Origin of the sequence: Neobacillus drentensis, assembly GCF_036962765.1 — a bacterium.
GTDB lineage: Bacteria > Bacillota > Bacilli > Bacillales > Cytobacillaceae > Neobacillus > Neobacillus drentensis_C.
In genome coordinates this window covers 347-26,447 of the sequence record NZ_JBALOS010000031.1, presented here as the reverse complement: position 1 = coordinate 26,447, position 26,101 = coordinate 347, and the positions used below count along the sequence as shown (strand labels likewise).

General features: G+C 40.7%; 23 protein-coding genes, 1 pseudogene and 2 riboswitches (1 of these 26 only partly in view). Of the genes and pseudogenes, 1 reads left to right on the top strand and 23 read right to left on the bottom strand.

From position 1 onward, the window contains the following. Positions 1-111: 111 nt before the first annotated feature. From V7137_RS05380 to V7137_RS05300, 17 genes are all read right to left on the bottom strand, one after another. A complete protein-coding gene (locus V7137_RS05380) occupies positions 112-279 on the bottom strand; it encodes a hypothetical protein (protein WP_335697104.1) in 168 nt (55 codons plus the stop codon). A gap of 73 nt (positions 280-352) precedes the next feature. Continuing rightward, on the bottom strand, positions 353-1,222 hold the full coding sequence (gene purU / locus V7137_RS05375) for a formyltetrahydrofolate deformylase (RefSeq protein WP_335697103.1): 870 nt from the start codon (positions 1,220-1,222) through the stop codon (positions 353-355). Between the two features lie 39 nt (positions 1,223-1,261). Then, entirely contained in the window at positions 1,262-2,662 is a 1,401-nt protein-coding gene (gene lpdA, locus V7137_RS05370) for a dihydrolipoyl dehydrogenase (protein ID WP_335697102.1), read from the bottom strand. Positions 2,663-2,785: 123 nt separating this feature from the next. After that, positions 2,786-3,088 carry an iron-sulfur cluster biosynthesis family protein gene (locus V7137_RS05365; protein WP_335697101.1) on the bottom strand — a complete coding sequence of 101 codons (303 nt, stop codon included), beginning with the start codon at positions 3,086-3,088 and terminating at the stop codon, positions 2,786-2,788. Between the two features lie 31 nt (positions 3,089-3,119). Next, positions 3,120-3,998: a lipoyl synthase gene (lipA, locus tag V7137_RS05360; RefSeq protein WP_335697100.1), complete on the bottom strand. Its 879-nt coding sequence runs from the start codon at positions 3,996-3,998 to the stop codon at positions 3,120-3,122. A 117-nt stretch (positions 3,999-4,115) separates the two neighbouring features. Continuing rightward, a complete protein-coding gene (gcvPB, locus tag V7137_RS05355) occupies positions 4,116-5,600 on the bottom strand; it encodes an aminomethyl-transferring glycine dehydrogenase subunit GcvPB (RefSeq protein ID WP_335697099.1) in 1,485 nt (494 codons plus the stop codon). Next, a complete protein-coding gene (gene gcvPA, locus V7137_RS05350) occupies positions 5,593-6,945 on the bottom strand; it encodes an aminomethyl-transferring glycine dehydrogenase subunit GcvPA (RefSeq protein WP_335697098.1) in 1,353 nt (450 codons plus the stop codon). The genes gcvPB and gcvPA overlap by 8 nt, the downstream gene beginning before the upstream one ends. 1 nt (position 6,946) lies before the next feature. Then, positions 6,947-7,342 carry a glycine cleavage system protein GcvH gene (gene gcvH, locus V7137_RS05345; RefSeq protein ID WP_335697097.1) on the bottom strand — a complete coding sequence of 132 codons (396 nt, stop codon included), beginning with the start codon at positions 7,340-7,342 and terminating at the stop codon, positions 6,947-6,949. 126 nt (positions 7,343-7,468) lie between these two features. Next, entirely contained in the window at positions 7,469-8,581 is a 1,113-nt protein-coding gene (gene gcvT / locus V7137_RS05340) for a glycine cleavage system aminomethyltransferase GcvT (protein WP_335697096.1), read from the bottom strand. A gap of 15 nt (positions 8,582-8,596) precedes the next feature. Then, complete coding sequence (gene sdaAA / locus V7137_RS05335; protein WP_335697095.1) at positions 8,597-9,478, bottom strand: L-serine ammonia-lyase, iron-sulfur-dependent, subunit alpha; 882 nt, start codon at positions 9,476-9,478, stop codon at positions 8,597-8,599. Further along, positions 9,478-9,990 carry a serine dehydratase beta chain gene (locus tag V7137_RS05330; protein ID WP_335697094.1) on the bottom strand — a complete coding sequence of 171 codons (513 nt, stop codon included), beginning with the start codon at positions 9,988-9,990 and terminating at the stop codon, positions 9,478-9,480. Before V7137_RS05330 ends, sdaAA (V7137_RS05335) begins: the two co-directional genes overlap by 1 nt. A gap of 15 nt (positions 9,991-10,005) precedes the next feature. After that, entirely contained in the window at positions 10,006-11,256 is a 1,251-nt protein-coding gene (gene glyA, locus V7137_RS05325) for a serine hydroxymethyltransferase (RefSeq protein WP_335697093.1), read from the bottom strand. A 153-nt stretch (positions 11,257-11,409) separates the two neighbouring features. Beyond that, positions 11,410-11,507, bottom strand: a riboswitch (glycine riboswitch). 211 nt (positions 11,508-11,718) lie between these two features. After that, positions 11,719-13,107, bottom strand: coding sequence for an amino acid permease (locus V7137_RS05320; protein WP_335697092.1), 1,389 nt, complete (start codon positions 13,105-13,107; stop codon positions 11,719-11,721). 349 nt (positions 13,108-13,456) lie between these two features. Further along, positions 13,457-13,556, bottom strand: a riboswitch (glycine riboswitch). 320 nt (positions 13,557-13,876) lie between these two features. After that, positions 13,877-14,875 carry an agmatinase gene (gene speB / locus V7137_RS05315; RefSeq protein WP_335697091.1) on the bottom strand — a complete coding sequence of 333 codons (999 nt, stop codon included), beginning with the start codon at positions 14,873-14,875 and terminating at the stop codon, positions 13,877-13,879. Between the two features lie 110 nt (positions 14,876-14,985). After that, positions 14,986-16,170 (bottom strand): iron-containing alcohol dehydrogenase, encoded by a 1,185-nt coding sequence (locus V7137_RS05310; protein ID WP_335697090.1) that lies wholly within the window; start codon positions 16,168-16,170, stop codon positions 14,986-14,988. Positions 16,171-16,225: 55 nt separating this feature from the next. Next, entirely contained in the window at positions 16,226-17,698 is a 1,473-nt protein-coding gene (locus V7137_RS05305; protein ID WP_335697089.1) for an aldehyde dehydrogenase family protein, read from the bottom strand. A gap of 27 nt (positions 17,699-17,725) precedes the next feature. Next, positions 17,726-19,114 (bottom strand): APC family permease, encoded by a 1,389-nt coding sequence (locus tag V7137_RS05300; protein ID WP_335697088.1) that lies wholly within the window; start codon positions 19,112-19,114, stop codon positions 17,726-17,728. Between the two features lie 119 nt (positions 19,115-19,233). Between V7137_RS05300 and V7137_RS05295 the strand changes: the two genes are divergently transcribed. Then, positions 19,234-20,076, top strand: a complete 843-nt coding sequence (locus V7137_RS05295) for a MerR family transcriptional regulator (RefSeq protein ID WP_335697087.1) — start codon at positions 19,234-19,236, stop codon at positions 20,074-20,076. Positions 20,077-20,329: 253 nt separating this feature from the next. On the opposite strand, the gene V7137_RS05290 is transcribed toward V7137_RS05295, so the two are convergent. From V7137_RS05290 to V7137_RS05265, 6 genes and pseudogenes are all read right to left on the bottom strand, one after another. After that, positions 20,330-20,563 (bottom strand): protoglobin domain-containing protein, encoded by a 234-nt coding sequence (locus V7137_RS05290; RefSeq protein ID WP_335697086.1) that lies wholly within the window; start codon positions 20,561-20,563, stop codon positions 20,330-20,332. Between the two features lie 343 nt (positions 20,564-20,906). Next, positions 20,907-21,806 carry an L-serine ammonia-lyase, iron-sulfur-dependent, subunit alpha gene (gene sdaAA, locus V7137_RS05285; protein ID WP_335697085.1) on the bottom strand — a complete coding sequence of 300 codons (900 nt, stop codon included), beginning with the start codon at positions 21,804-21,806 and terminating at the stop codon, positions 20,907-20,909. A 53-nt stretch (positions 21,807-21,859) separates the two neighbouring features. Then, complete coding sequence (gene sdaAB, locus V7137_RS05280; RefSeq protein WP_335697084.1) at positions 21,860-22,519, bottom strand: L-serine ammonia-lyase, iron-sulfur-dependent subunit beta; 660 nt, start codon at positions 22,517-22,519, stop codon at positions 21,860-21,862. 125 nt (positions 22,520-22,644) lie between these two features. Further along, complete coding sequence (locus tag V7137_RS05275) at positions 22,645-24,042, bottom strand: amino acid permease (RefSeq protein WP_335697083.1); 1,398 nt, start codon at positions 24,040-24,042, stop codon at positions 22,645-22,647. Between the two features lie 202 nt (positions 24,043-24,244). Beyond that, on the bottom strand, positions 24,245-25,225 hold the full coding sequence (locus V7137_RS05270) for an L-threonine 3-dehydrogenase (RefSeq protein WP_335697082.1): 981 nt from the start codon (positions 25,223-25,225) through the stop codon (positions 24,245-24,247). 81 nt (positions 25,226-25,306) lie between these two features. After that, a pseudogene (locus tag V7137_RS05265) lies at positions 25,307-26,101 on the bottom strand (glycine C-acetyltransferase) (its annotated part continues 346 nt past the right edge of the window); the annotation flags it as partial.

Here is a 26,101-nt window from a genome sequence, read left to right as displayed (position 1 = left end):
ACATCAATAGAAAATTGCTAGGCATATCCCCGAATCAAAGGATTTACCTAACACTCTTAAAATTGATCATTTTTAAGTTTGATACTGCCCCAACATATGGAAGGTAAGCCTTTATGACCACTTCACTAGTGAATTAAGTAATATACCCACGGCAAAAAGCAGGAGCATGATATGTATGTAGTTTAACGTACGCTTTCGTTTATTTTGAAGAAACATCCATATCCAAAGAATAGCTAAAACGATATGAATCAAGTCCAGTACATGTTCATTTCCTGCCATTAGCCTCATCTCCTATGATCTTCGTTAACATGTGGTTCCGAAATTCAACCAATATCCCATCTATGAAATCAACTCAGGCAAATACAATCGTTTTATTACCATGAACAAGTACTTTATCTTCAACATGCCAGGAAACGGCTTCGGCGAGAACTCTTTTTTCGACATGACGTCCGGCAGTCTTTAAATCCGCTACTGTATAGCGATGATTAATCCGCTGTACATCTTGTTCAATAATTGGTCCTTCATCAAGATCATTTGTTACATAATGTGCAGTTGCTCCTATTAACTTCACTCCTCGGTTAAACGCTCTTACATAAGGATTTGCCCCAACAAAAGCTGGTAAGAAAGAGTGATGGATGTTAATGATTTGTTTAGGATAAAGCGAAATGAAATTAGGAGAAAGAATTTGCATATACCTGGCCAGAACAATAAAATCTACTTTCCCTTTCAACAGTTCTAATGCTTTCTGTTCGGCATCTCCTTTCGTTGCTTGTGACAGTGGGATATGATAAAAAGGGATGCCATAACCCTCAACTAATTCTTTTAAATCGGCATGATTACTGATCACCATTGGGATATCCACAGGAATTTCATTAGATTTCCACCGCCAAATAAGCTCGCTGAGACAGTGATCTGCTTTGGAAACAAAGATGGCCATTCGCTTTCTTCTTTCATTACTGCTCAACTGCCAATCCAACGCATAATCCTGCGCCAAATCATGTAGATCTTTTTCAAGTTTTTCATATGTAGAATTAAATTCTTCCAAATCAAACTCGATCCGCATAAAGAATATACCTGCTTGTGGATCAGTTGTATGTTGGTCAAAATGAACAATATTTGCTTTGTGTTCTAATAAAAAATTCGTTACTGTCGAGATAATCCCTGGCCTTTCTGGACAAGAAATTAATAATTTTGCACGGTTCAGCTTTACCTTTGTGTTCATTGCTCTTCCACCATCCTTAGGGGTAAAATAAATGTTGTATTATCCATGAATTGCTTTTCCATCTACGGCAAGTGCGGCTTCACCAATTGCTTCAGCCAATGTCGGGTGGGGATGGATCGTATGAGCAATATCCATGGCGGTTGCGTTTAATACACGAGCGAGGCCTACTTCTGTAATCATATCCGTTACATGCGGACCTACCATATGGGCTCCTAACAACTTATTAGATCCTTCTTCAACAACAAGTTTGACAAAACCATCTGATTCACCAAAAACCAAAGCCTTTCCAATTGCACGGAATGAAAATTTACCAGTTTTCACTTGATATCCTTTCCCCTTTGCTTCTTCTTCTGTGAGTCCAACACTTGCTACTTCTGGGCTGCTGTATACACATTTTGAAACAAGAGTCGAATCAAGTGGTGCAGGATTTTCCCCTGCCATATGTTCAATGGCGATCATTCCTTCATGTGAAGCAACATGGGCAAGCTGCAAGCCGCCAATTACATCACCAATGGCGTAGATGTTCGATTCATTCGTTTGATAAAACTCATTGGTTTTAATAAAATCACGATTCAAATCAATGGTAGTATTTTCAAGCCCAAAGCCTTCTGTATTTGGTAATCTCCCGACGGATACTAAAAGTTTATCAGCAGAAAATGGCGTTTCTTTTCCTTTATACTCCGCCTTTATCGAAACACCCTCACCTTTTTCAAGGGTCTCAGGCAGCACCTTTGCACTAGTGACGATTTTCACACCTTTTTTCTTCATTAAACGCTGGATTTCCTTTGATACCTCTTGATCTTCTGTTGGTAATATACGATCGGCATATTCAATTACTGTTACTTGTAATCCGAAGTCCACGAGCATCGATGCCCATTCGATTCCAATCACTCCTCCCCCAACAATGATAATAGAATTTGGAAGCGCCTCCATTTTCAAGGCTTCATCCGAAGTCATCACATACTTTTCATCTACTTCCATGCCATGAAGTGTTCTTGGACGAGAGCCCGTTGCAATTAAAATATACCGGGGGGTTAAGATGATTTCCTCTTCATGATTGTTCAATTCCACTAGTACATCTTTAGATGCTAAGATGCTTCCTTTCCCTTCATAAACATCGATCTTTCCTTTTTTCATTAAATGTTGGACACCTTTAAATAACCGTTCCGTAATTTCTACTTTTCGAGCCTGTACCTTTGAGAAATCAAGTCCAACCTCTGGGGCAATGACACCAAACTTCTCTACATTTTTTGTTTGAGCGTACACTTCTGCACTTCTCAATAAAGCCTTACTAGGGATACAACCAGCATGTAGGCATGTTCCACCGATTTTTCCTTTTTCAATTACCGCCGCTTTTAAACCTAATTGTGAAGCACGAATGGCCGCAACGTATCCGCCTGTTCCACCGCCTATAATAACAACATCATATTCTTTTGTCATCTTCGATTCTCCTCTTATAAAAATATTTAATCATATCTATAGGAAAACTTGGTTAAATAGTTTAATATCATCATAAAACAGCTCAAAAAATCCTTTCAGTATTACACATCAACCATGTTCCTATTAAAGTATTTCAATTGCACATTCACTAGAGGCAAAGCTTTCTCCAACTAGAAAACCGTGTTCGTCACTATAATCGATTTCTGTTTCTTCATTAATATAGCGTTTTGTAAAACGATCCATCCGAATCTGAATCCCATCCGCCTCAATAATAAAATCGTTACGTCGTGGTTCATCAAATACAATTGAAAACTTAACCGTCATCCCACATCCGCCAGCCACTTCGGCGTCAATCCGGGGAGTCTGGTCTCCATTGACTACCATTTCCTTTAGCTTGTGCATGGCTTCTTTTGTCATTTTTATCATAGGCGGACCTCTCTCCCCTTATTTTAAATGATTACGCATTCGCTTTTGCTGCATGAACCTGTTCGTCAGCGTGATAAGAGGAGCGAACGAGCGGACCGGCTTCGCAGTGACTAAAGCCTTTTGACATGGCAATGATTTTTAGTTCTTCAAACTCTTGTGGGCTCCAATATTTTTGGACTTTTAAATGATGTTTGGTTGGCTGCAAATATTGACCGATTGTCATAATATCTACATTGTTAGCACGAAGATCGTCCATCGTTTCGATAATTTCTTCTTTTGTTTCTCCTAGACCAATCATAATGCTTGATTTTGTTGGAATAGTAGCATTCATTTCTTTTGCGCGTCTTAAAAACTCAAGGGAGCGTTCGTATGTTGCCCGTGCACGAATTTTTGGTGACAAACGTTTCACTGTCTCAATATTGTGATTTAAAATGTCTGGCCCGGCATCCATTAATGTTTTTAAGTTGTCATATTCACCCTTCATATCGGACGGGAGGACTTCAATGCTGCAAAATGGATTGCGGCGTCTTACTGCCTGTACTGTTTCTGCAAAAACCCGAGCTCCACCATCTTTTAAATCATCACGAGCAACAGCGGTAATCACGACATGCTTTAGTCCCATTTTTTCCACTGACTCCGCAACACGCTCTGGCTCATCCCAATCAAGTTCTGTCGGCAGCCCTGTTTGAACCGCACAGAATCGGCAGGCACGGGTGCATATACTTCCTAAAATCATAAAGGTTGCAGTTTTGCGTACAGCCCAGCATTCATGAATGTTTGGGCATTTCGCTTCCTCGCAGACCGTATGTAGCTTTTTTTCACGCATCATTTTTTTTAAACCAGTATACTCTTCATTCGTATTCAATTTTATTTTTAGCCATTCTGGTTTGCGGACATAGTCAATAGACATATCTATCTTTCACCCCTATAAACAGTCAGGTTTATTTCAAACCACCGAGAATGACATCGTGAGAAAATTCATTTTCTCTTAATCCTCACTCCCAGTGGTTCATGGTTAAACATTCTTTTAAGACATGACGGTTTCTTTTTTTACCGCTGTTTCTTTTGTATATCGCAAGATTGGTTGTCTTGCGGCCTGTACTTCATCCAATCGGCCAATTACCGTAGTATGTGGTGCATCTAATACGACACCTGGATTTTCTTCCACTTCTTTTGCAATTTGAATCATTACATCCGCAAAAGCATCCAGTGTTTCTTTTGACTCTGTTTCTGTTGGTTCAATCATCAAACATTCCTCTACATTTAGCGGGAAGTAGATGGTAGGTGGATGATAGCCAAAATCAAGCAAACGTTTGGCCATATCAAGTGTTCTTACACCAAGCTTTTTCTGTCTTGATCCAGATAACACAAATTCATGCTTACAAATTTGCGAATACGGTGCATCAAAATATGGTTCGAGTTTTTTGCGCAGATAATTCGCATGAAGTACGGCACTTTCCGATACTTGTCGCAACCCTTCAGGTCCCATTGTGCGAATATAGGTGTAAGCACGTAAAAGAATACCGAAGTTTCCATAATAACCTTTCACTCGACCAATAGAAAGCGGTTGGTTAAAGTCCAGAACATATACCTCATTCACTTTCTCAACACGCGGCACTGGTAAAAACGGAATCAATTTCTCTTTCACACCGACAGGACCTGCACCTGGACCGCCCCCGCCATGTGGTGTTGTAAATGTTTTATGAAGATTTAAATGCACGATGTCAAAGCCCATTTGGCCTGGAGTTGTTTTCCCTAAGATGGCGTTAGCATTGGCTCCATCATAGTATAGTAGGCCGCCTGCTTTATGAACAACCTTAGCAATTTCTATTATTTCTTTTTCAAATAAGCCGAGAGTATTTGGATTTGTTAGCATCAGAGCAGCTGTATGATCATCTACATGCTTCTTTAATTCTTCTAAGTCGACTAACCCATGTTCATTGGATGGAATCGTTATGGTTTCAAAACCGGCAACCGATGCACTTGCAGGGTTTGTTCCGTGTGCGGAGTCTGGAACAAGGACTTTCGTTCTTGCCTCTCCTTTTTGCTTATGATAGGCTTTGACCATCATTAACCCTGTCCATTCACCTTGAGCTCCTGCTGAAGGCTGTAAAGTCACTGCATCCATTCCTGTGATTACAGCTAACTCTTCCTGTAATTCATATAAGACCTCTAGTGCGCCTTGTACTGTTTCAGTTGGCTGGTATGGATGAATGCGGCTAAAACCTTCCAAACGTGCTACATCTTCATTAATTTTCGGATTGTACTTCATCGTACAAGAACCAAGTGGATAGAAGCCATTATCGATCCCATGGTTTTTATTCGAAAGCGCTGTGTAATGGCGAACAAGCTGCAACTCTGATACTTCCGGGAGTTCTGCTGGTAGGTCACGAATCAAATGCTTGGGAAGTTTATCATTTAGATCAACAGGATCAACGTCACTTTCCGGAAGGCTTGATCCAACACGTCCTTGACGACTGATTTCAAAAATTAGGTCATTATATTCAACCATTTACAACTGCCTCCAATACCTCGATAAATTGGTCAATCTCTTCTTTTGTCCGCTGCTCTGTTACTGCTAGTAGCATTTGATTTTCTAAGCCGTAATCCGTTCCTAAATCAAAGCCACCGATGATACCTGCCTCAAGAAGTTTGGCATTGACTTCCTTTACCGGGCGAGGAAGCTTGACAACAAATTCATTAAAGAATGGGACTTTATTCATAATGGTAAAGCCTTTTTTATCGAGAGATTTTGCCATGTAATCGGCTTTTTCAAAGTTTAGTTGAGCCATATGACGAATTCCTTGCTTTCCAAGTGCAGTCATACAAACCGCAGAAGCAAGTGCATTTAATGCTTGGTTTGAACAAATATTGGATGATGCCTTATCACGACGAATATGTTGCTCACGTGCTTGCAGGGTTAAAACAAATCCACGTTGGCCTTTTTCATCTGTCGTTTGCCCGACAATTCGTCCAGGGATTTTCCGCATGAATTTCTTAGTTACCGAAAAATAACCGCAGTGTGGACCACCGAAGGACATCGGGATTCCTAATGGCTGCATATCCCCGATCACAATGTCAGCTCCAAGTTTACCAGGAGCCTGTAAGAGTGCCAGTGCCAATGGATTGGCGCTTACAATTAAAAGCGCTCCTTTTGTATCCGCGATATTCTTAATATCTGCTAGATCCTCAATGGAACCGAAAAAGTTTGGGTATTGAACAATAACAGCAGCAGTGTTTTTATCAATTTGTCCTTGCAGCTGCACTAAGCTTGTCTCATCATCAGTAAGATTGACGTCTTCAACTATATAACCTTGGCCATCTGCTACCGTATTTAAGATGGCACGTGATTCAGGATGAACTGCCTTTGACACAAGTACTTTGGAACGTCGTGTTGATGCAACAGCAAGTGATGCAGCTTCGGCAAGAGAGGTAAAGCCATCGTACATCGAAGAATTGGCCACATCCATTCCTGTCAGCTCACAAACCATGGTTTGAAATTCAAAAATTGCCTGTAATTCACCTTGGCTGATTTCCGGTTGGTATGGTGTATAGGCTGTGTAAAATTCTGACCGTGAAATCATATGATTGACCACACTTGGAATATAGTGATCATAGGTTCCTGCACCAAGAAAGGTTGGGTAATGATTAGCATTTTTATTTTTAGCAGCAAGTTGATTCATTTTTTTCAAGAGGAGAGGCTCTGGTACTGCCTCAGGAATAGGTAGGTCACCGTTTAGTTGAATTTCAGCTGGAATATCTTCAAATAACTCATCTATCGAAGAAATATTTAAAAAAGAAAGCATTTCCTCTTGATCTTGTTTCGTATCAGGGAGGTATCGATAAGTGGAAGTCATTTTATTCCTCTCCTTCATTAATAAATGCTTGGTACGCATCTTCATTTAAAAGTGATTCCAATTCTTCAGGATTGGACATTTCCACTTCTACTAACCAACCTGCTTCAAATGGATGTTCGTTAATCGTCTCAGGAGCATCTCCTAACTCCACGTTTACAGTAACAACCGTCCCTGATACAGGAGAGTATAGGTCAGATACTGCTTTTACTGATTCGATGGTACCCATTGATTCATTCGCTGTTACTTCATCATCCACTTCTAAGGTTTCAACAAAAACAATATCTCCTAATTGCTTTTGTGCAAAATCAGAGATTCCAATACGTACTCGATTTCCATCTACTTGTAATACCCACTCATGTTCTTTGCTATATAGTAAAGTTGCTGCCGCTTTAGTCATTGTTTCTCTTCCTTCCGATTGTAAATTCAAGTTTGATCATTCAGGTCTTGATTTCATGTAAGTTTGCGTAACAGACGGCATGCCTATCATCTTTATGCAAGTTAACCAGAGAACTCTATCACTCTATTAACCCTTTTTATAGAACGGTGTTTTAACAACAACCGCATCAATCTGCTTATTTCGGATTTCCACTTTTAATGGTGTCCCCACTTCTGCATGTTCTGCTGCTATTAGTGCAAGGCCAATGCTTTTCTTTAAAGATGGTGATTGGGTTCCCGATGTCACAACACCGATAGCCTCTCCACCTTCGGAAACTACTTTATAACCGTGACGTGGAATTCCCCGGCCTGTGACTTCAATTCCTACTAATTTTCGTTTTAATCCGGCTTCTTTTTGTGCTGATAGTGCGGATTTACCAATAAAATCACTTTCTTTTTTCGTTTTAACGGCAAAGCCGATTCCAGCTTCAAGGGGACTAATATCACTTAATAGCTCTTGACCATAGAGTGCAAGACGTGCTTCTAGACGAAGCGTGTCACGTGCACCAAGTCCACATGGCTTTAAGCCATCATCACTTCCTACTTCTAAAATCTTTACCCAAAGTGCTTCCGCTTGAGTGGCTTCTAAATAAAGCTCAAAACCATCTTCACCTGTATAACCTGTACGGGATATGAGCACATCTGTAACCCCGTTCAGGTTGACATGTTGAATAAATTTAAATGAGCCAATTTCTGATAGATCTGTTTCCGTTAACTTTTGTAAAATACCTTCAGCCTTTGGACCCTGGATGGCAATCTGAGCAATGTTATTCGAAATATTTTTTAGCGTCATCTCTTCATTTACATGCTGCTTCATCCATTCGAAATCTTTTTCAATATTTGCGGCATTAATGACAAGCAAATATTTTTCATTCGCTAATTTGTACACTAATAAATCATCGACCGTACCACCGTCTGGATAGCACATTGCAGTATACTGTGCTTGATTGATGCTAAGCTTTGTTACATCGTTCGTGACAAGGTAGTTGATGTAACTCTCTGCATCTTTGCCTTCAACAAGCACTTCACCCATATGAGAGACATCAAAAAGTCCTGCTTTTGTACGAACCACCTCATGCTCATCTAAAATGCTGGAAAACTGTACTGGCAGTGCCCAGCCTCCAAAATCAATGACCTTCGCACCAAACTTTCCATAAACTTCAAAAAGTGGTGTTTGCTTTAATGCTGTTTCGATCCCCATTGATAGACCCCCTAGTTAAGATTTCTTACAAAATAGTCGTTCCTTCACCTGTTTACCTGTTTCTGTTATTGCTAGACCTCCAAGCGCTGTTTCCCGAAGTGTCCGCGGCATATCTTTTCCGATCCTATACATCGCTTCAATCACTTCATCACATGGAATGCGACTTTCAATCCCAGCAAGCGACATATCAGCCGCTGAAAATGCGATGGAGGTTCCAATCACGTTTCGCTTTATGCAAGGCACTTCAACAAGTCCTGCGACTGGATCACATACTAATCCTAAGAGTGACTTCATGGCAATGGCTGTCGCATTCACAGCTTGCTGCGGCGTGCCCCCTTTTAATTCAACGATGGTTCCTGCGGCCATGGCTGTTGCAGATCCTACCTCTGCTTGACAGCCTCCAGCTGCTCCCGAAATGAAGGAACGGTTGGCAATGACGAACCCGAGCATACTTGCTGTGAACAAACCCATGACTAAATCTTTATAGGGTGTGCCATCATTTTTATGAAGCGAAAACAATACTCCAGGCAATATACCGGCTGCCCCAGCAGTTGGAGTGGCAACAATAACCCCCATCCGTGCATTGCTTTCAGAAGTTGCCAATGAAAAGCTCATTGCATTGCTCACATAATTTCCTGACAGAGATTTCCCTTGAAGTACGTAATCATACATTTTCACGGCATCTCCGCCAGAAATTCCACTCGGTGCGGTTGAGGCATCTTTTATACCGCTATCAACGGCTTCTTTCATTTTGATCAAGCGCTCTTCCATCATGCTAATAATGGTTTCTTGGTCTCTTCCTGATTTTTCTATTTCCATCATCAGCATGATTTCACCAATGGTTTTTTGTTCTCTTTCACAAGCTTCAATCAGCTCTTTCATGGACTGTATCTTCATCATATTGCCTCCATAAGTGCTTTCCCTCTTGGTTGATAAGTACTCGCAAGGACTGTAAAGTCATCGCCTGCACTTAAACGAATATCTACCTTTTTCTCGTTAATCATAAAGATCTTCGATAAGCCGCCACCAAGTGATGCACCGCCAACCTTTACAACACGGTCACCGTGTTTCACTGTTACCATTGTTGTATTCGGATGGTCATAGTACTCACAGATGTCTTCAAATTCGAAATGGAACTGCATGCCAACCTCTTTTGCCCACTCTAATGAATGTTTTATGCGTGTATCATCGGTATCCATCCCAAGCAATCCTCCAAGAAGTGCTTTATCTGTTCCATGTCCTTGATAGGTTTCAGCAAAGGAATCATAAAATACAATCTTGACCTCTTGTGGACAATCTCCTAACAGTTCATAAATAAACTTTCCGATAGATACGACACCTGCTGTATGAGAACTCGACGGTCCCACCATAATAGGGCCAATAATGTCAAAACAACTCTGAAATTCCATCCTCATGCCCCCTTCTTACACTGTGATTGCCTGTTGAAATAACGGATAGGCACCACAAATCGCTTTGGTTGTTTCTTTTGCTTTCTCAAGAACGACTTTGTCCCCTTTGCTCTTCAGAACAGCTGCGATTATTTCCCCGATTTTCACCATTTCATCCTGCTTCATACCACGTGTCGTTAAAGCCGCTGTTCCGATGCGGATACCGCTCGTAACAAACGGCTTTTCTGGATCATATGGAATCGTATTTTTATTGACGGTAATGCCCGCTTCTTCTAATAATTTTTCTGCTTCTTTGCCAGTTAAATTCCACGGACGTAAATCTAAAAGGACAATATGATTATCTGTTCCACCAGAAACAAGGGCTGCACCTTGATTTTTTAATGTTTTTCCTAATGTTGCAGCATTTTCAATGATTTGTTTCGCATAATCCTTAAAGCTTGGCTGTAATGCTTCGTTGAATGCAACTGCCTTAGCTGCAATAATATGCATGAGCGGGCCGCCTTGAATCCCTGGGAACACCGATTTATTAATGGCTTTTATCATCGCTTCATCATTTGTTAAAATAATGCCGCCGCGCGGTCCTCTCAACGTTTTATGCGTGGTGCTCGTTACAACATCGGCATATGGAACCGGTGATGGATGAAGACCAGCTGCAACAAGTCCCGCAATATGCGCCATATCTACCATGAATTTTGCGCCAACTTGATCAGCAATTTGTCTGAACCGTGCAAAATCAATTGTTCTAGGATAAGCACTTGTACCGGCAATGATTAATTTCGGTTTTTCTTTTTTCGCGATCGCTTCCAGTTCATCATAATCAATCAATTGAGTATCTTCTCTCACACCATAGGACGCTACCTCAAACCATTTTCCTGAAACACTAACAGGACTTCCATGCGTTAAGTGCCCGCCATGTGAGAGGTTCATCCCCATCACTTTATCACCAGGTTGAAGCAGTGCGAAAAAGACAGCAAAATTTGCTTGTGCACCTGAGTGTGGCTGAACATTGGCATATTTAGCACCAAACAGCTGAGTTAGCCGGTCAATAGCTGTTTGTTCTGCCACATCGACAAATTCACATCCGCCATAGTAACGCTTCCCTGGATAGCCTTCTGCGTATTTGTTCGTCATCACACTTCCCATTGCCTCTAAAACATCTTGGCTTACGAAGTTTTCAGATGCGATCAACTCCAATGTTTGAAGCTGACGATGCTGCTCTTTTTGAATGGCTTCAAAAATAGTTAAATCATTTTGTTGTAAACTCATCCCGTTTCCCCCTTGATTCGATGTTTTAGCTACCTCTATCTGTGTTTAACCTCGAAGATTTTATCTGTTTATTCCCAAGATAAAGTCTGAAGCGAAACAATACTTTTTTTTGCACGCAAAAAAGGACAGAAAAGGGTAGCACAAAGCTTTCTTCTACCCTTCTCTGTCCTTTTACCTGAGAGTTTAAGTTCGTTTATGAACCTTCCCCTTTGGTGGCGTATACTGTATACGCGCTCTCCAGAGTTGCGTCCAATTGTGGTTCCATCTACCTGAGAGATTTGTTCCAAGGGTCTTTTTGGAACTTGCTCCTTCGGTGGCGTGTAATCTTGCACTCTCCCACAACCATCTTCCGCTTATTTAATTTTTATTATTTTCAGAATAATAGTTAAGGGAATCGAAGTCAAGCTTTTTTGAAAGCGGAAACATAATTTATTAATAAAGAATATATTTTTGAGTTGCCACTTAATTTTCTGCTACTTTTTGTTGATTCTCCTGATCTGCATAATCCACCTTCTTTATCATCATCTTATAAATCGCAATCAGCATGATAAACCAAACAGGTGTGACGAACAAGGCAACACGAGTGTCTTCCGCAAGTGCAAGTACGACTAGCACGAACGCTAGGAAGGCCAGGATTAAGTAATTGGAAAATGGATAAAGCGGCAATTTAAATTTGTTCACTTTAGCTAGATCTGGTCTGGTTTTCCGGTATTTCAAATGGCTGATGACAGTTATTCCCCATATAAAGATGAAACATACTGTAGAAATACTTGTAATCAGCGTAAATACTCCTTCTGGCATTACATAGTTCAATATAACGGCAAGTAGAATGACAACAGTGGAAAAGAACAATGCATTGGAAGGTACTTGACGAGAAGTAAGTTTTGCAAATGGTACAGGTGCATTTTTATCTTTGGCAAGTGAGTATATCATCCGGCTTGTACTGAAAATGGCGCTGTTACATGCCGAAGCTGCAGATGTTAGAACGACAAAATTGACGATACCAGCAGCTGCAGCGATACCAACCGCCACGAAGACTTGGACAAATGGGCTTTCAGTTGGGATGATGGCGTTCCATGGATAAATACTCATAATGACAATAAGGGCGCCAATGTAGAAAATTAATACCCGAATAGGAATATTATTAATAGCTTTTGGGATAACTCTTTCCGGGTCTTCTGTTTCACCTGCAGTTAGTCCGACAAGTTCAATGCCAACAAACGCAAACACCACCATCTGGAATGAGAGGATAAAGCCATTTATGCCATTTGGGAACATGCCGCCGTGGCTCCATAGATTCGTGAAACTGGATGCGCCTGAATTTGTGGAAAAGCCTTTAATAATCATGAAAATTCCGATCACAATTAATGCAAGTATCGCAATGACTTTAATTAATGCGAACCAGAATTCCATTTCGCCAAAAAGCTTTACGGTTGCAAGGTTCATGATTAGCAAAACGACTAGTGCAATTAATCCTGGCATCCACTGTGGTACACTTGGAAACCAGAACTGAGTATAGAGACCAACTGCTGTTAAATCGGCCATTGCGATTGAAATCCAGCAAAACCAGTAGGTCCAGCCAGTAATAAATGCTGCCATATTACCTAAATAGTCTCTAACAAAGTCAACAAAAGAATGATATTTCAAATTGGATAAAAGCAGTTCTCCTAGTGCACGCATGATTAAAAAGCAAATGATACCGGTAATCAAGTAAGCAAATAAAATCGATGGACCAGCTAAATGAATCGATTTACCTGCTCCAAGAAATAATCCTGTACCGATAGCCCCACCAATAGCGATAAGTTGAACGTGCCTGTTTTTTAAACCTCGCGACAATTTTTGTTCCTGCATATGAATTCCCTCTCTCTTTCCAGGATGTTTGCAATTTTTTGATGGCTTTAAATCATTTATTACTTACGTAAAATCAAATAATTGCAAATTCATATCCCTATAAAAGTTTAATTGACCCTTAGTCAATTCGGCAGAAATAAGCGCTTACATTTTTTTCGAAAAATAAATATCTAACTGATCAACCCAATTGGAAACCTAAAAGAAATGTGTTAACTCCTCCTTTTTTTGTTTTTGTCCTATTTTTCTCTACAAAAAAAGGACAGAGAAAAATAGGCGTTTCCCTATTTTCCTCTGTCCTTTTACCTGAGAGTATAACTCCTTTGGTGGCACATGGCGCTCTCCAGAGACGCGTCCTATTGTGGTCCTTTTACCTGAGAGATTAAGCCCAATTTTTGGGTCTTGCTCCTTCGGTGCTAATCAATACGTTTAGACTCTCCCACAATATTCATCCGCTAGTATGAATATAAATAAATACTAGTCTATCAAAATCAAGATGTCAAATTAATTTTCTGAATTTAAATATTATTATAAATTTTACAGAAACATAGAAAGTGTCTGGCACCATCCATTTTGTTAATGGACGAATCTGATTGTCATCTTCAATTCCTAATATGGTCTTCAGTATAAATGGAGGTGTGGTTTTCATTATGTAAGTTAAATATTTACCTTAACGATGATATGGTTTGAATCTATAGAAATAAGGAGAGGAACGCTTTGCGTTCCTCTCTTTTTGTTAACATCCATTCATCCCGGTAGGAACTAATCCCAGTTAAAAAAGCATTTCTTCTTTTTCTTTTCCGTAATTTTTATTCTCTTTCTTCTCTTTTTCTTTTAATACATAGCTTAGTAAGTCTAGTACAATACGAGCTGCTACTTGTCCGGTCATGCCCGTTGGGTCATATGGAGGGGCAACTTCTACTAAATCAAACCCGATGACTTCTCCTCTTTTGGAAATCCCTTCAAGCAATTCATTAACCTCATCGTAGAGGAAGCCGCCCGGAGATGGTGTACCTGTTCCAGGTGCAATTGACGGATCGATTCCGTCAATATCAATCGTTACATAATATTTTTCACCCGCAGGAATTAGCTCCAGCACTTCCTTAAGTCCCATCTTTCTCATCTGACGAGGTGATAGGATCACGCTGCCATATTTTCTTGCTGCCTCGACGTCTTCTTTTTTGCTGCTGCTGATCCCGCGAATGCCAAACTGAAATATTTTTTGGACATGATCCAGCTCAGATAAGCGGCGAATGCAATTTCCGTGACCATACCGCATTCCTGAGCGGTGATCCGCCCAGTCTAAATGGGCATCAATTTGTATCACATGAAACGGACCTATGTCTTTTAGTCCTTTTCCAACTGCTGCTGTGATGGAATGATCGCCGCCTAATACAACCGGCATTGCACCTTTGGAAATAATTTTTCGGATTGCTTCTTCTGTATTCTCATGGCACTGCATAATATCCCCGTGTACCATATCTACATCCCCGCAGTCGACAACTTTCCATTCAGGCCCAAGGTACATAATATCGTTTTCAATATCATAAGCACCATCCAGACCGAAACTATATAATGTAGATCCTTCACGGATTCCTCTAGGGCCCATTCTTGCTCCTGATTTCCATTGTGTACCCATGTCATTTGGCACCCCGATGACCGCCACATCTGCGTCAAGCTGGTTCAGGTTCGCACATATTGGGTATTTTCCAAAAGTACAAATGCCTGTAAAAGGTAAATTTAAAAACTGTTTTTCATCACGATTAGACATTCATGCTGCCTCCTTCTAGATTTTCATCCTCGCTTGTTCCTAATGCAAAGTTTTCTGCCGGTGGGCCAGTTCTTAACCAAGGATTTTAAATTTTGCTTCTATATACACAATTAATTTTCAATTAAAGTTGTGGTTTTCACCTCATAAGTCTTTTGAAATAAATTCAGATAGTCTTCTTTTGTCAAATCTCTTGAATTCGCCTGTGTACACAAATGTTTAAAGGCTCCTTCGGCTAGGAAAGGGAAGTCTTTTGGATTTACATTGCCTAAATCTCGGAAGATAGGAATGCCGATTTTATTTGCCAACTCTTTTAACAGCACAACACCTTCGTACGCCGTTTCTTCAATTGTTTTTCCGTCAGGATTTGCCCCAAGCTTGATTGCTACCAAGGCGTGCTTTTCTGGATTTGAAGGAATATTAAATTCAAATACATGTGGAAGAAAAATAGAATTCGCCACTCCATGTGGAGTATCATAGAGTCCTCCAAGTGGTTCGGCCATCGCATGTACAGCCCCAAGATCCGTGTTATCAAAGGCAATACCTGCAACTAAACTGCCCAAAAGCATATTTTTCCTAGCCTCTAAATCATGACCATTTTCTACTGCTAATGGAAGGTATTTGGCTATTAATTCAATAGCATATAGTCCCAAAGCATCTGAAAGTGGTTGAGCAACTTTGCAGGTATAAGCTTCAATTGCATGTGTGAGTGCATCCATTCCTGTAGCTGCTGTAATCGATTTAGGCAATGTTAACGTCAATTCAGGATCAACAAGTGCCAGTTTAGGAGCGATTTTCAAATCTAGTATCGCCTCCTTCTGTTTCGTCACGGTATCCGTAATGACAGAACCTCTTGTAACTTCACTACCGGTACCTGAAGTTGTCGGAATACAAATAAGTGGTGGGATTTCCCGTTCTAGTAAATCTACGCCGTAACGTTCTCTTAGCTCTCCTCCGTGTGTAAAAAGTGTCCCAATTGCTTTGGCTGTATCCATTGAACTTCCGCCGCCAAGACCAATTAAGAGATCGATGTTCTCGTTTTTAAACTGTTGATAAGCACTCTCGCAATCTACATCTTTTGGATTAGGTGATATTTCATCATAAACAATATAATTGACACCTTCTTGATCTAAAGACTGTGTGATTTTTTCCAAAATTCCTGTTTGTGCAAGTCCTTTATCGGTAATAATGAGGGCTTTATTTCCACCTAATTCTTTAGCCCTTTTCCCAATATTCTTTACTTTCCCATTCCCAAACTCTATAGAAGTAGGCAGATTAAAATGAAAATCCCATAACATAATAAATTCCTCCTTTATTTTTTGAATATTTCGAATTTAAAATTTATATTTTTAATTAATTGCTAAACCATTCAGTTGGCTTAACATCTAAATTAATATTGATTTGTTTTACCTCAGTAAACGTATCCAAGCCAAAGGTTCCTAACCCGCGGCCAATCCCGCTCTGCTTGTAACCTCCCCACGGTGCTTCATTATAGGCGAGGTTATAAGCATTAACATACGTAATTCCGGCTCTTACTTTTTTAATAACCCTCAAAGCTTTGGCGCCATCTTGTGAAAAAACACCTGCTGCAAGCCCGTATGAAGTATCATTTGCCAGCTGGATTGCTTCCGCTTCATCTTTAAACTTTTGAACAACAAGAACTGGACCAAAGATTTCTTCCTGAACAATTCTCATGTCAGGTTTGGTGTCAACAAATATTGTTGGCTCAAAGAAATAACCATTTTCTAGCCCGTTGCTTGTGATACGATTGCCACCGCAAGCTAATGTAGCCCCTTCGTCTAAGCCAATCTGAATATATTCATGGATCTTCTTCATATGGTCTTCACTTACGAGCGGACCCATCTCTGTAGACGAATCATCCCCAGGGCCAACCTGAATCTTTTTCGCTCTTTCTACCAATCTAGCAATGAACTTATCATGAATGCTCTCTTCTAACAGTAAACGGGATCCCGCATTACATACTTGGCCGGCATTGGTAAAAATTCCATTCAAAGCATAATCGATGGCTGTCTCAAAATCTGCGTCAGCGAAAACAATATTTGGCGACTTGCCGCCTAGTTCGAGTGAAAGGTTTTTAATATTTCCTTTTGCTGAATTCATGATGCTTCTACCCGTTGCTGTACTACCTGTAAAAGAAATCAAATCCACCTTTTGGCTTTCCGCTAATTCATTTCCTACTGTTGAACCACCTCCTAAAACTAGATTTGCAACACCAGCTGGTATCCCCACTTCTTCCATGATCTCAAATAATTTGTAAGTGGTGACAGGAGTGATTTCAGCTGGTTTAAATATAAGCGTATTTCCCGCAGCAAGCGCAGGGGCTATTTTCCAAGCTCCCGTCAACAATGGAAAATTCCATGGAGCGATAAGTCCGCATACACCGACAGGTTCCCGAATAACCATGGCTTGTACAGGATCGGCAACAGAATACGTTTGACCATTTGGCTTTGTCACTAACCCAGCATAGTATCGGAAACAATTCACGGTATCAGCAATATCAAACTCTGATTCTTTAAGGGGTTTTCCCGTATTCTCAGTTTCAAGTTTGCTAAGCTCGTCTGCCTTTTCTTCAATCTTATCCGCTATTTTAAATAAGTAGGTTGCACGTTCAGATGCCGGTAAGTCTGACCAAATTCCGGAGTCAAAAGCTGTTCGTGCAGTATTAATCGCCATTTGGGCTTCTTCTCTACTTCCTTTCGGAGCTTCAGCCATATTTTTACCGTTTGCAGGATTCACAACATAACTCCTTTCTCCACTTAATGAATCCATCCATTCACCATTAATAAACATTTTCAACTTCAGCATAATTACAAACCTCCAGTATATTATTTTTTACCTTACCTGTTGAGGGATAACCTCTCGATCAATGTCTTGTACATTTTGTGGAATCAATTCTTTATCAAAATGAAACTCAGGAAGTGGTTGGCGGAACCATTTCGTCATATAGACAAGATAAATCAAGCCGCATGCCATCCAGATGCCCCCGAGAATCAACGCATCCCTTTCTAAATGCGACCATAACCATATCGTAAACGCTGCGCCAATGAGTGGTAATAATAGGTACCGAATGCAATCCATAAAAGAACGCTTATGATTTCTGATAAAATAATGGGCGATAACAGACAGATTTACCGATGTAAAGGCAATTAACGCTCCAAAATTGATAAACTTAATAACTTGTTCTAGGGTTAATGGAATTGCGAGTAAAGAAACTGCGCCAATCACAAGGATGCCAAGTGACGGTGTTTTAAATTTAGGATGAATGTATCCAAATATATTTTTGGGTAATACGGAATCTCGTCCCATCGCATATAACACTCGCGATGCGCTAGTGATTGAAGCGATTCCTGAAGAGAAATTACCCATAATCACTGCTGTAATAAAAATGGACTTAAATAAATTTCCTCCGATAAGCACTGCAATTTCAAGGGCTGCAGAATCAGCATGTTTGAATGAAATGCCCGGATGCACCAATTGTGCTAAGTAAGAAGAGCCAATATACAAAACTCCGATAAACAATAGCATGATGATAATGGCTCTTGGGATCGTTTTTTCGGGATTGATTGTTTCCTCTGATAAAGTGGTGAGTGAGTCAAAACCAAGAAAACTAAAGCAAAGAATGGTAGCTCCTGCCAAGATAACGGACAAGGAAACATCTGCATCAAACAATGGCTTAATTGAGAAAAGACTACCCGCCCCTACTCCTTCTGATAAACTTTTGAAGGATAATATCCAGAAAAGGCAAACAAAAATGACTTGAGCAATAACAAAAATTTTACTCGTTATTGCTGAGATCTCCACACCTAGTATGCTCGGAGATACGATGCTTGCAGTCAACACAATTACCCACACATAATGCGGGATTCCAGGAAATACAGCACTTAAAAAGACAGTGGACATCAAGCAGGTAACCATAGGCGTTAATATATAGTCAAGCATAATCGTCCAACCGACAATGAACCCAACCTCAGAATTAATAGATTTTTGCGTAAAGGAATAGGCTGAACCTGAGATCGGGTAGGCTTTCGCCATCTTGCCATAGCTGAGAGCTGTAAAAAGTATTGCTAGAAAAGCAATAATGTATGCAGTCGTAATAACACCTCTTGAGGTAACGGCAGCAATTCCATAGGTATTAAAAAACACCATGGGGTTATTCCATGCAATCCCTAAAAAAACAACCTGTGATAAAGTAAGTGTTCTTGCAAGCGCTTTCTGTTTCATAACTCAACTCCCTCCGTGTTAATAAATTTAATTCTTAGATGATTTAGAAGATTTCGTATTTTTATTGTAAACCTTGTTGTTACACAAAGGTCAATAGGTGTATTATATTTTTTAGGGGGGTGATTTCACTGAAAATTAAGGAAAAATTAACCATTGGTGAAATGGCTCGGTTAAGAGGGGTAACGACGGAGACCTTACGCCACTATGATCGGATTGACCTATTCAAACCTCAATATGTCGATCCCGTTTCGGGGTATCGCTACTATTCTATTTGTCAATATGAAGTTTTAGGGACCATTAAAGAGTTGCGGCAACTTGGGATGAGTACGGACGAAATAAAGGATTATTTTAATGAACGTAATTTTAATAAGTCCTTGGATATTCTGAAAACCAAGCATACGGAACTTGTGTCAAAACTGAACGAGTTACATGACTTGGAGGAAAATATTCGGGGGAAAATTGGATACTTGGAGCATGTAGCGAAAGAAAAAGAACTTCAATCGGTGTTTTTCCGCGAAATAGGAAGAAGGAAGTTAATTACCTTAAATGAAAAAATAAATAATAATTTGGAACTCAGTTATGGTGTTATAAGGTTAGAGAATATGCTCACCGAGAAGACACCAATTCTGGCTAGTAATAGACTAGGTATTATCATCCAGGAAGCGGATCTTAGGGCGAAACGATTTGAAGAACCATCCATTATTTTTGTAGTGGCAAAAAATAAAGAAAAAATACCAAAACAGTGTCAAATGACGGTTCCTGCTGGGTTATTTGCGTGTATTCGTTATAACGGGGAATTATTATGGAATCGAAGCGAAAGTTTGAGTAAGATATTGGAATATCTTGATGAAACCGGATATCACATAACCGGCGATGCGCTGCAAATTATGCACGTCGATATTACAATCACAGATAAACCAAATGAGATTACATTCGAAATTCAAGTTCCAGTTCAAATTTAGGGTCGGGGGACAGGCGGTTATCCCGGAGATGCTCATTGTAAGGTGGATGAATTATTGCAGGATGAAATGAACGAAAGCGCAGTGACGATTGAAACTGAATCATTCCTTGCGCTTTCATTACTTTAGGGGGCGCATTATATAATCTTATTCAACAAAAAATCGACTTTCTCTATAAGATGTTTCTTTACACGAACATCTAGGTCCATTTCTTCCATCGTCTCTTTCAATTTGCCGAACCATATTGCGGCCCTTTCTAGAGATATTTGAAAGGGGTGACTTTCTTTAACCTGTGATATTTGCTTCCTTCTTCCTGAGCAGATGCCTCAGAAACTAAGCGATTTATAAATACCCTTTGCCTATTTTTTAGAAGTTCTATATCCGTGTTTCTTTCATTAAACATGTTAATATAGTAGGAATCCTTTAGCAGTTTATCATAAAAGCGGTCAACCAACTCATTCACTTTTTTCTGTTCTAATGCCATGGTCATCATTCATTCCCTCTTTTTCTTGATATGTAGTTTCTACTATCATTATAGTGTAATTAACAAACAGAGTTTGTGATTTACATCACGAAAAAGACTTTGTGGTAAGTTATTTCCTTCCCAAACAATTAATTATTAAGCTTCATTATTACTAATTCACTCTCAATTCCCATGAACGGGTCGAAACCTTCCAGTTTTCTTCAGTGATTAGAGATTCAATCGAAGAAGTGATGACATACACACAAAGGATTTTCAAGGAATCTGCAATGGAACTTTTTACTTTCCGTTTCTCTTTCATAGATACCAATAAATTAAGCTGCCTGGAATGACGGGCAGCTTTTTGAAGTAGTTATACTAAATAATCAATCAGTTTTACCTTTGGCTGGCCAAAGATTTCCGCTTCAAGCCTTCGTCCGGTCGAGGTAGCCGCCAGTCCGCCTTCGGCTGTTTCCCTTAAAGAAGCCGGCATTGTCTGTCCTATGGCATACATGGCTCCAATGACTTCGTCACATGGAATCCTGCTGGTTATCCCGGCAAGGGCCATATCGGCTGCTGTTAAAGCATTCGATGCACCCATTGCATTCCGTTTCACGCAAGGCACTTCAACTAGGCCAGCAACCGGGTCGCAAACAAGACCCAGCATATTTTTTAAGGTGATGGCCATCGCTTCTGCTGATTGCTTTGGCTTACCGCCAGCCATTTCAACGATTGCAGCTGCTGCCATACCTGAGGCCGAACCTACCTCTGCCTGGCAACCACCTGCAGCCCCAGAAATGGATGCATTGTTTGCAACGACAAATCCAAATGCCGCTGCCGTAAATAAAAATTCAATCATTTCCTGCCTAGTTGGATTGAGTTTATTCTTTACCGCAAATAATGTACCCGGGACAACTCCAGCCGAACCGGCAGTTGGCGTGGCACAAATGATGCCCATTGCTGCATTGACTTCATTCGTGGCAACCGCCTTGCTCACCGCATCCAACAGCAATGTGCCCGAAAGGGATTTTCCGCTCTTAATATAGTTTTGCAGCAATACTGCATCTCCGCCTGTGAGTCCTGTGCGTGATTTTACTCCATTTAAGCCCCGTTCAATAGCCCGTTCCATTACCGTCAGGTTTTGATCCATTTTGGCAATCACTACTTCACGGGAAAGGCCAGTAACTTCCATCTCCTGCCGGATCATGATTTCGGCTATTTTAACCTGATGTTGTTCCGCCAGCGAAACAAGTTCAGCTACATTACGAAACATAGCATTTCCCCCTGAATCTTCTATTCATTTATGTTTAGTGCCCGAAAACACTATTATTCAACCATACGGATTACACTTAAAACATTATCTAGCTTTTGCAGCTCGCCTACCAGCTGGTCATCTATTTTTTCATCGGCTTCAATGACCATGATTGCCGTGTCGCCTTTATCTTTCCTTGCCACTTCCATATGGCCGATGTTTATTTTATTTTGCGAAAAAATGGTTGTTACCGAGCTGATTACTCCAAAACGGTCATGATGAATGACCAGTATTGCGGGGTCACCCGATAATTTTAGTTTGAACGAGTTGATTTCGGTTATTTCAATGGCTCCTCCGCCAATGGAGATGCCAATGATCTCCAACTCTTTATCTTCAGCAAAAAGATTAATCTTTACTGTGTTTGGATGTTCTGTAATGGCTTCTTCCTCTTGAAAGATGACCTCCATACCTATTTGTTCCGCTATTTTCAATGCCTCGGGTATCCGCTCGTCGAACGTATCAAAATCCAATAGGCCCGCAACAAGAGCTAAGTCAGTTCCATGTCCTTTATACGTTTTTGCAAATGAACCGTAAAGCGAGAGGACGGCCCTCTTCGGCTGGCTCTCGAACAGGGTTCGTGCAACGCGGCCAATCCGGACAGCACCAGCAGTATGTGAACTGGAAGGCCCAATCATAATCGGACCAATGATTTCAAATGCTGATCGATATTTCATTGTTTTCACCTGGGTTCTATGATTAAGATTCTCTACTTAATTGTTACGTTTGATTTCTTAGTGTCCAGCCTTCAAATAAAAATAGGGACAATTTATAAAAATTGTCCCTATTCTGATATTTAAGTTTACATTGCTTTCTTATCTGTCAGATTTTCTGCTTGGAGTTCTGCAGGCACACGCTTGTTTATTCCAAAAGCATAAAAGCTGATTACCACAATAGCCAGGAAGACGATACCAGCGATTAGTGAAACACGTGTGTCTTCGTTGAACCACATACCAACAAGAACCGCTGTCAGATAGGCAATTGTCACATAGTTAGTGACAGGCGCAAATGGCATTTTGAATGGATGGTTGGCCATTTTATCAGCATGGACTTTCCTAAACTTGATTTGGCTAATCAGAATGACAAACCAAGGAACCATCCCTGGAAGAACACTTGAAGCATAGACGTACACAAACAGTTTTTCCGGTGCAATAAAACTTAAAACAACGCCAACGCCAAGTCCGATCAGTACGCCAATTGTACCGAATAAAGGCACACCGTTACTCGAAACCTTCGCAAACGCTTTTGGAGCTTGTCCATTGACTCCAAGAGTATAAAGCATGCGCCCTGCGCTGTAGATCCCGCTGTTGCAGCCAGACATCGCTGCGGTGATAACAACAAAGTTAATGATTCCGGCTGCAGCTGTAATACCGATTTTTGCAAAAGTTGCTACGAACGGGCTTCCGATCGAAGACAATTGATCCCATGGATAAACTGTGACAATAACAAAAATTGCGCCAATATAGAACACGAGGATACGCCAGATTGTACTTTGAATCGCGTTCCTTATCGTTTTCTGAGGATCTTTCGCTTCACCAGCTGTAATACCGATAAGTTCTACACCTTGATACGCACCCACAACGAGTGATAGGGCAAAGAGGAACCCTTTAACTCCGCCAGTAAAGAAGCCGCCATTTTTCCAGAGGTTTGATAGTCCGGTCGCTTCTCCTCCGTTGCCAAAGCCGAAGAAAATCAGGCCGAAACCTGCAACAATCATCAATACAATCGTAACTACTTTAATCAAAGCAAACCAAAATTCGAATTCACCAAATGATTTAACAGAAATAAAGTTTGCCGCTCCAAGGATAACCATTGCGATTAGGCCTGGAATCCACGCAGGAAGATCTGGAAACCAATACTGCATATATGTGCCGATTGCAATAACTTCCGCCATGCCGACAACTACCCACTGGAACCAGTTGCTCCAGGCAGTCATATATCCCGCTAGTGGATGAATATACTTATATCCAAATGTTGCAAATGAACCTGTACTTGGTTCTAAATAGAGCATTTCGCCCATGGCGCGCATAATCAAATATAGAAAAATTCCTGTAATTCCATAAGCTAACATTACGGATGGACCCGTCCAGCCTATTGTGCTGGAAGATCCCATAAATAGACCTACACCAATCGTTCCGCCCAATGCAATCATTTGAATATGGCGTGAACTTAAGCCCCTACTCAATTCCTTGTTTGCCATTTCATTTCCCCCTCTGTACTGCTTATTGTCAAAGCAAGATGCATATACATCCTTTGTTCATATTTTGTTATGCAAGGATAACTTACAATAACATAATTCCCACGAAACAGTCCACCCGAAAAATACAATTGTCTTTTTTCAATGAATGGATTATAATAGTTTGGTAGAGGGAAGATTCTTCCCTTTACCAAGTTTTCAGAAATTAAAAGGCTAATGCAAGCTCCCTAAAAGGAATGCCTAGTTTCTCTGATAAATTTTCCAGCATATCTTTTGTCATACGATCCAGGTCGTATTGTGGATTGAAATCCCATTCTTCACGTGCGGCAGAGGCATCAATGCTATTTGGCCAAGAGTTTGCAATACCTTGTCGTACAGAATCAACATCGTATGAGATTTCAAATTCAGGAATGAATTTCTTAATCGATGCAGCAATTTGTTCCGGATCAAAGCTCATCGCAGTGATGTTAAATGCATTGCGGTGCTTCAATCGTGAATGGTCAGCCTCCATCAATTGAATGATTGCTTCGATTGCATCTGGCATATACATCATGTCCATATAGGTTCCTTTGCCAATGAAAGATGTATATTTCTTGTTTTTAAGTGCTTCATAGTAAATATCTACTGCATAGTCGGTTGTTCCCCCACCTGGAAGAGTCTTGTACGAAATCAAACCTGGGAATCTAACTCCGCGTGCGTCTACACCGAATTTAGTGAAATAGTAGTCGCAAAGCAATTCTCCGGCTACCTTGGTAACACCATACATAGTGGTAGGCCTTTGAACCGTATCCTGAGGTGTCATTTCTGCCGGTGTTCCTGGTCCGAAAGCAGCGATGGAGCTCGGTATAAATAATTTCAGGTTTAGCTCGCGGGAAACTTCAAGGGCGTTCATAAGGCCACCCATATTCAGGTCCCATGCGAATTTTGGTTTTGTTTCTCCAACTGCCGACAGTAGGGCCGCAAGATGCATGAGGGTGTCAACTTCATATTTTTTGCAAAGACCTAGCATTGCTTCGTAATCCATTACATCAAGGATTTCAAAAGTACCGTTTTCGATAACTGGATTACCTTCAATATGGCGGATGTCTGTTGCAACAACGTTTTCTGTTCCGTACACTTCCCTGAGACGGTGTGTCAATTCGGAACCGATTTGGCCTAGACTGCCAGTAATAAGAATTTTTTTCATGTGACGGGACCTCCTAAGGTTTCTTCTATCAATTTTCAACTGATGCAAGTATTCTGTTATTCTTTGTAAAATTTTAAACGATTAAATAATAGACAATTCTTTGCCTATTTTTTCATAGACTGCCAGAACCTCATCCAGCATTTCCTTGGTATGCGCAGCAGTAGGCATATTTCTAACCCTGCCAGTACCTCTAGGAACCGTTGGGAAAGTGATCGATTTTGCATAAACGCCTTCTTCCATCAGCCTGCGCGAAAATAATTGGGTAAGATCTTCTTTTCCTATGATGCATGGGGTAATTGGCGTTTCGGAATGGCCAATATCGAAACCAAGTTTCTTTAAGCCTTCTTTTAGATATCTTCCGTTTTCCCAAAGCTTTTCAACTTTTTCTGTCGATTCGGTCATGATATTGATCGCTTCGATACAGCCAGCAGCATCTCCCGGAGTCAATGAGGTTGAAAACAGGAACGGACGTGCCCGGACTTTCAGCCAGTCAATCAGCTGCTCTGTACCTGCTACATATCCGCCTACGACGCCAATCGCTTTTGAAAGTGTCCCAATCTGTAGATCAATTCGGTCTGAGAGGCCAAAATGCTTGACTGTACCAGCACCGTTACCCATTACACCTGAGCCGTGAGCATCATCTACATATGTGATTAAACCAAACTCATCAGCAATTTCAACGATTTCCGGAAGCTTCGCTACATCACCGTCCATTGAGAAAACTCCGTCCGTGATGTACATGACTTTTTCGTATAAACCGCTTTCAACTGTTTCTTTCGCAACTCGGCGCAAATCGTCCATGTCCTGGTGTTTGACGCGGATAATTTTCGCTCCTGATAATCGGCATCCATCAATGATCGATGCATGGTTCAATTC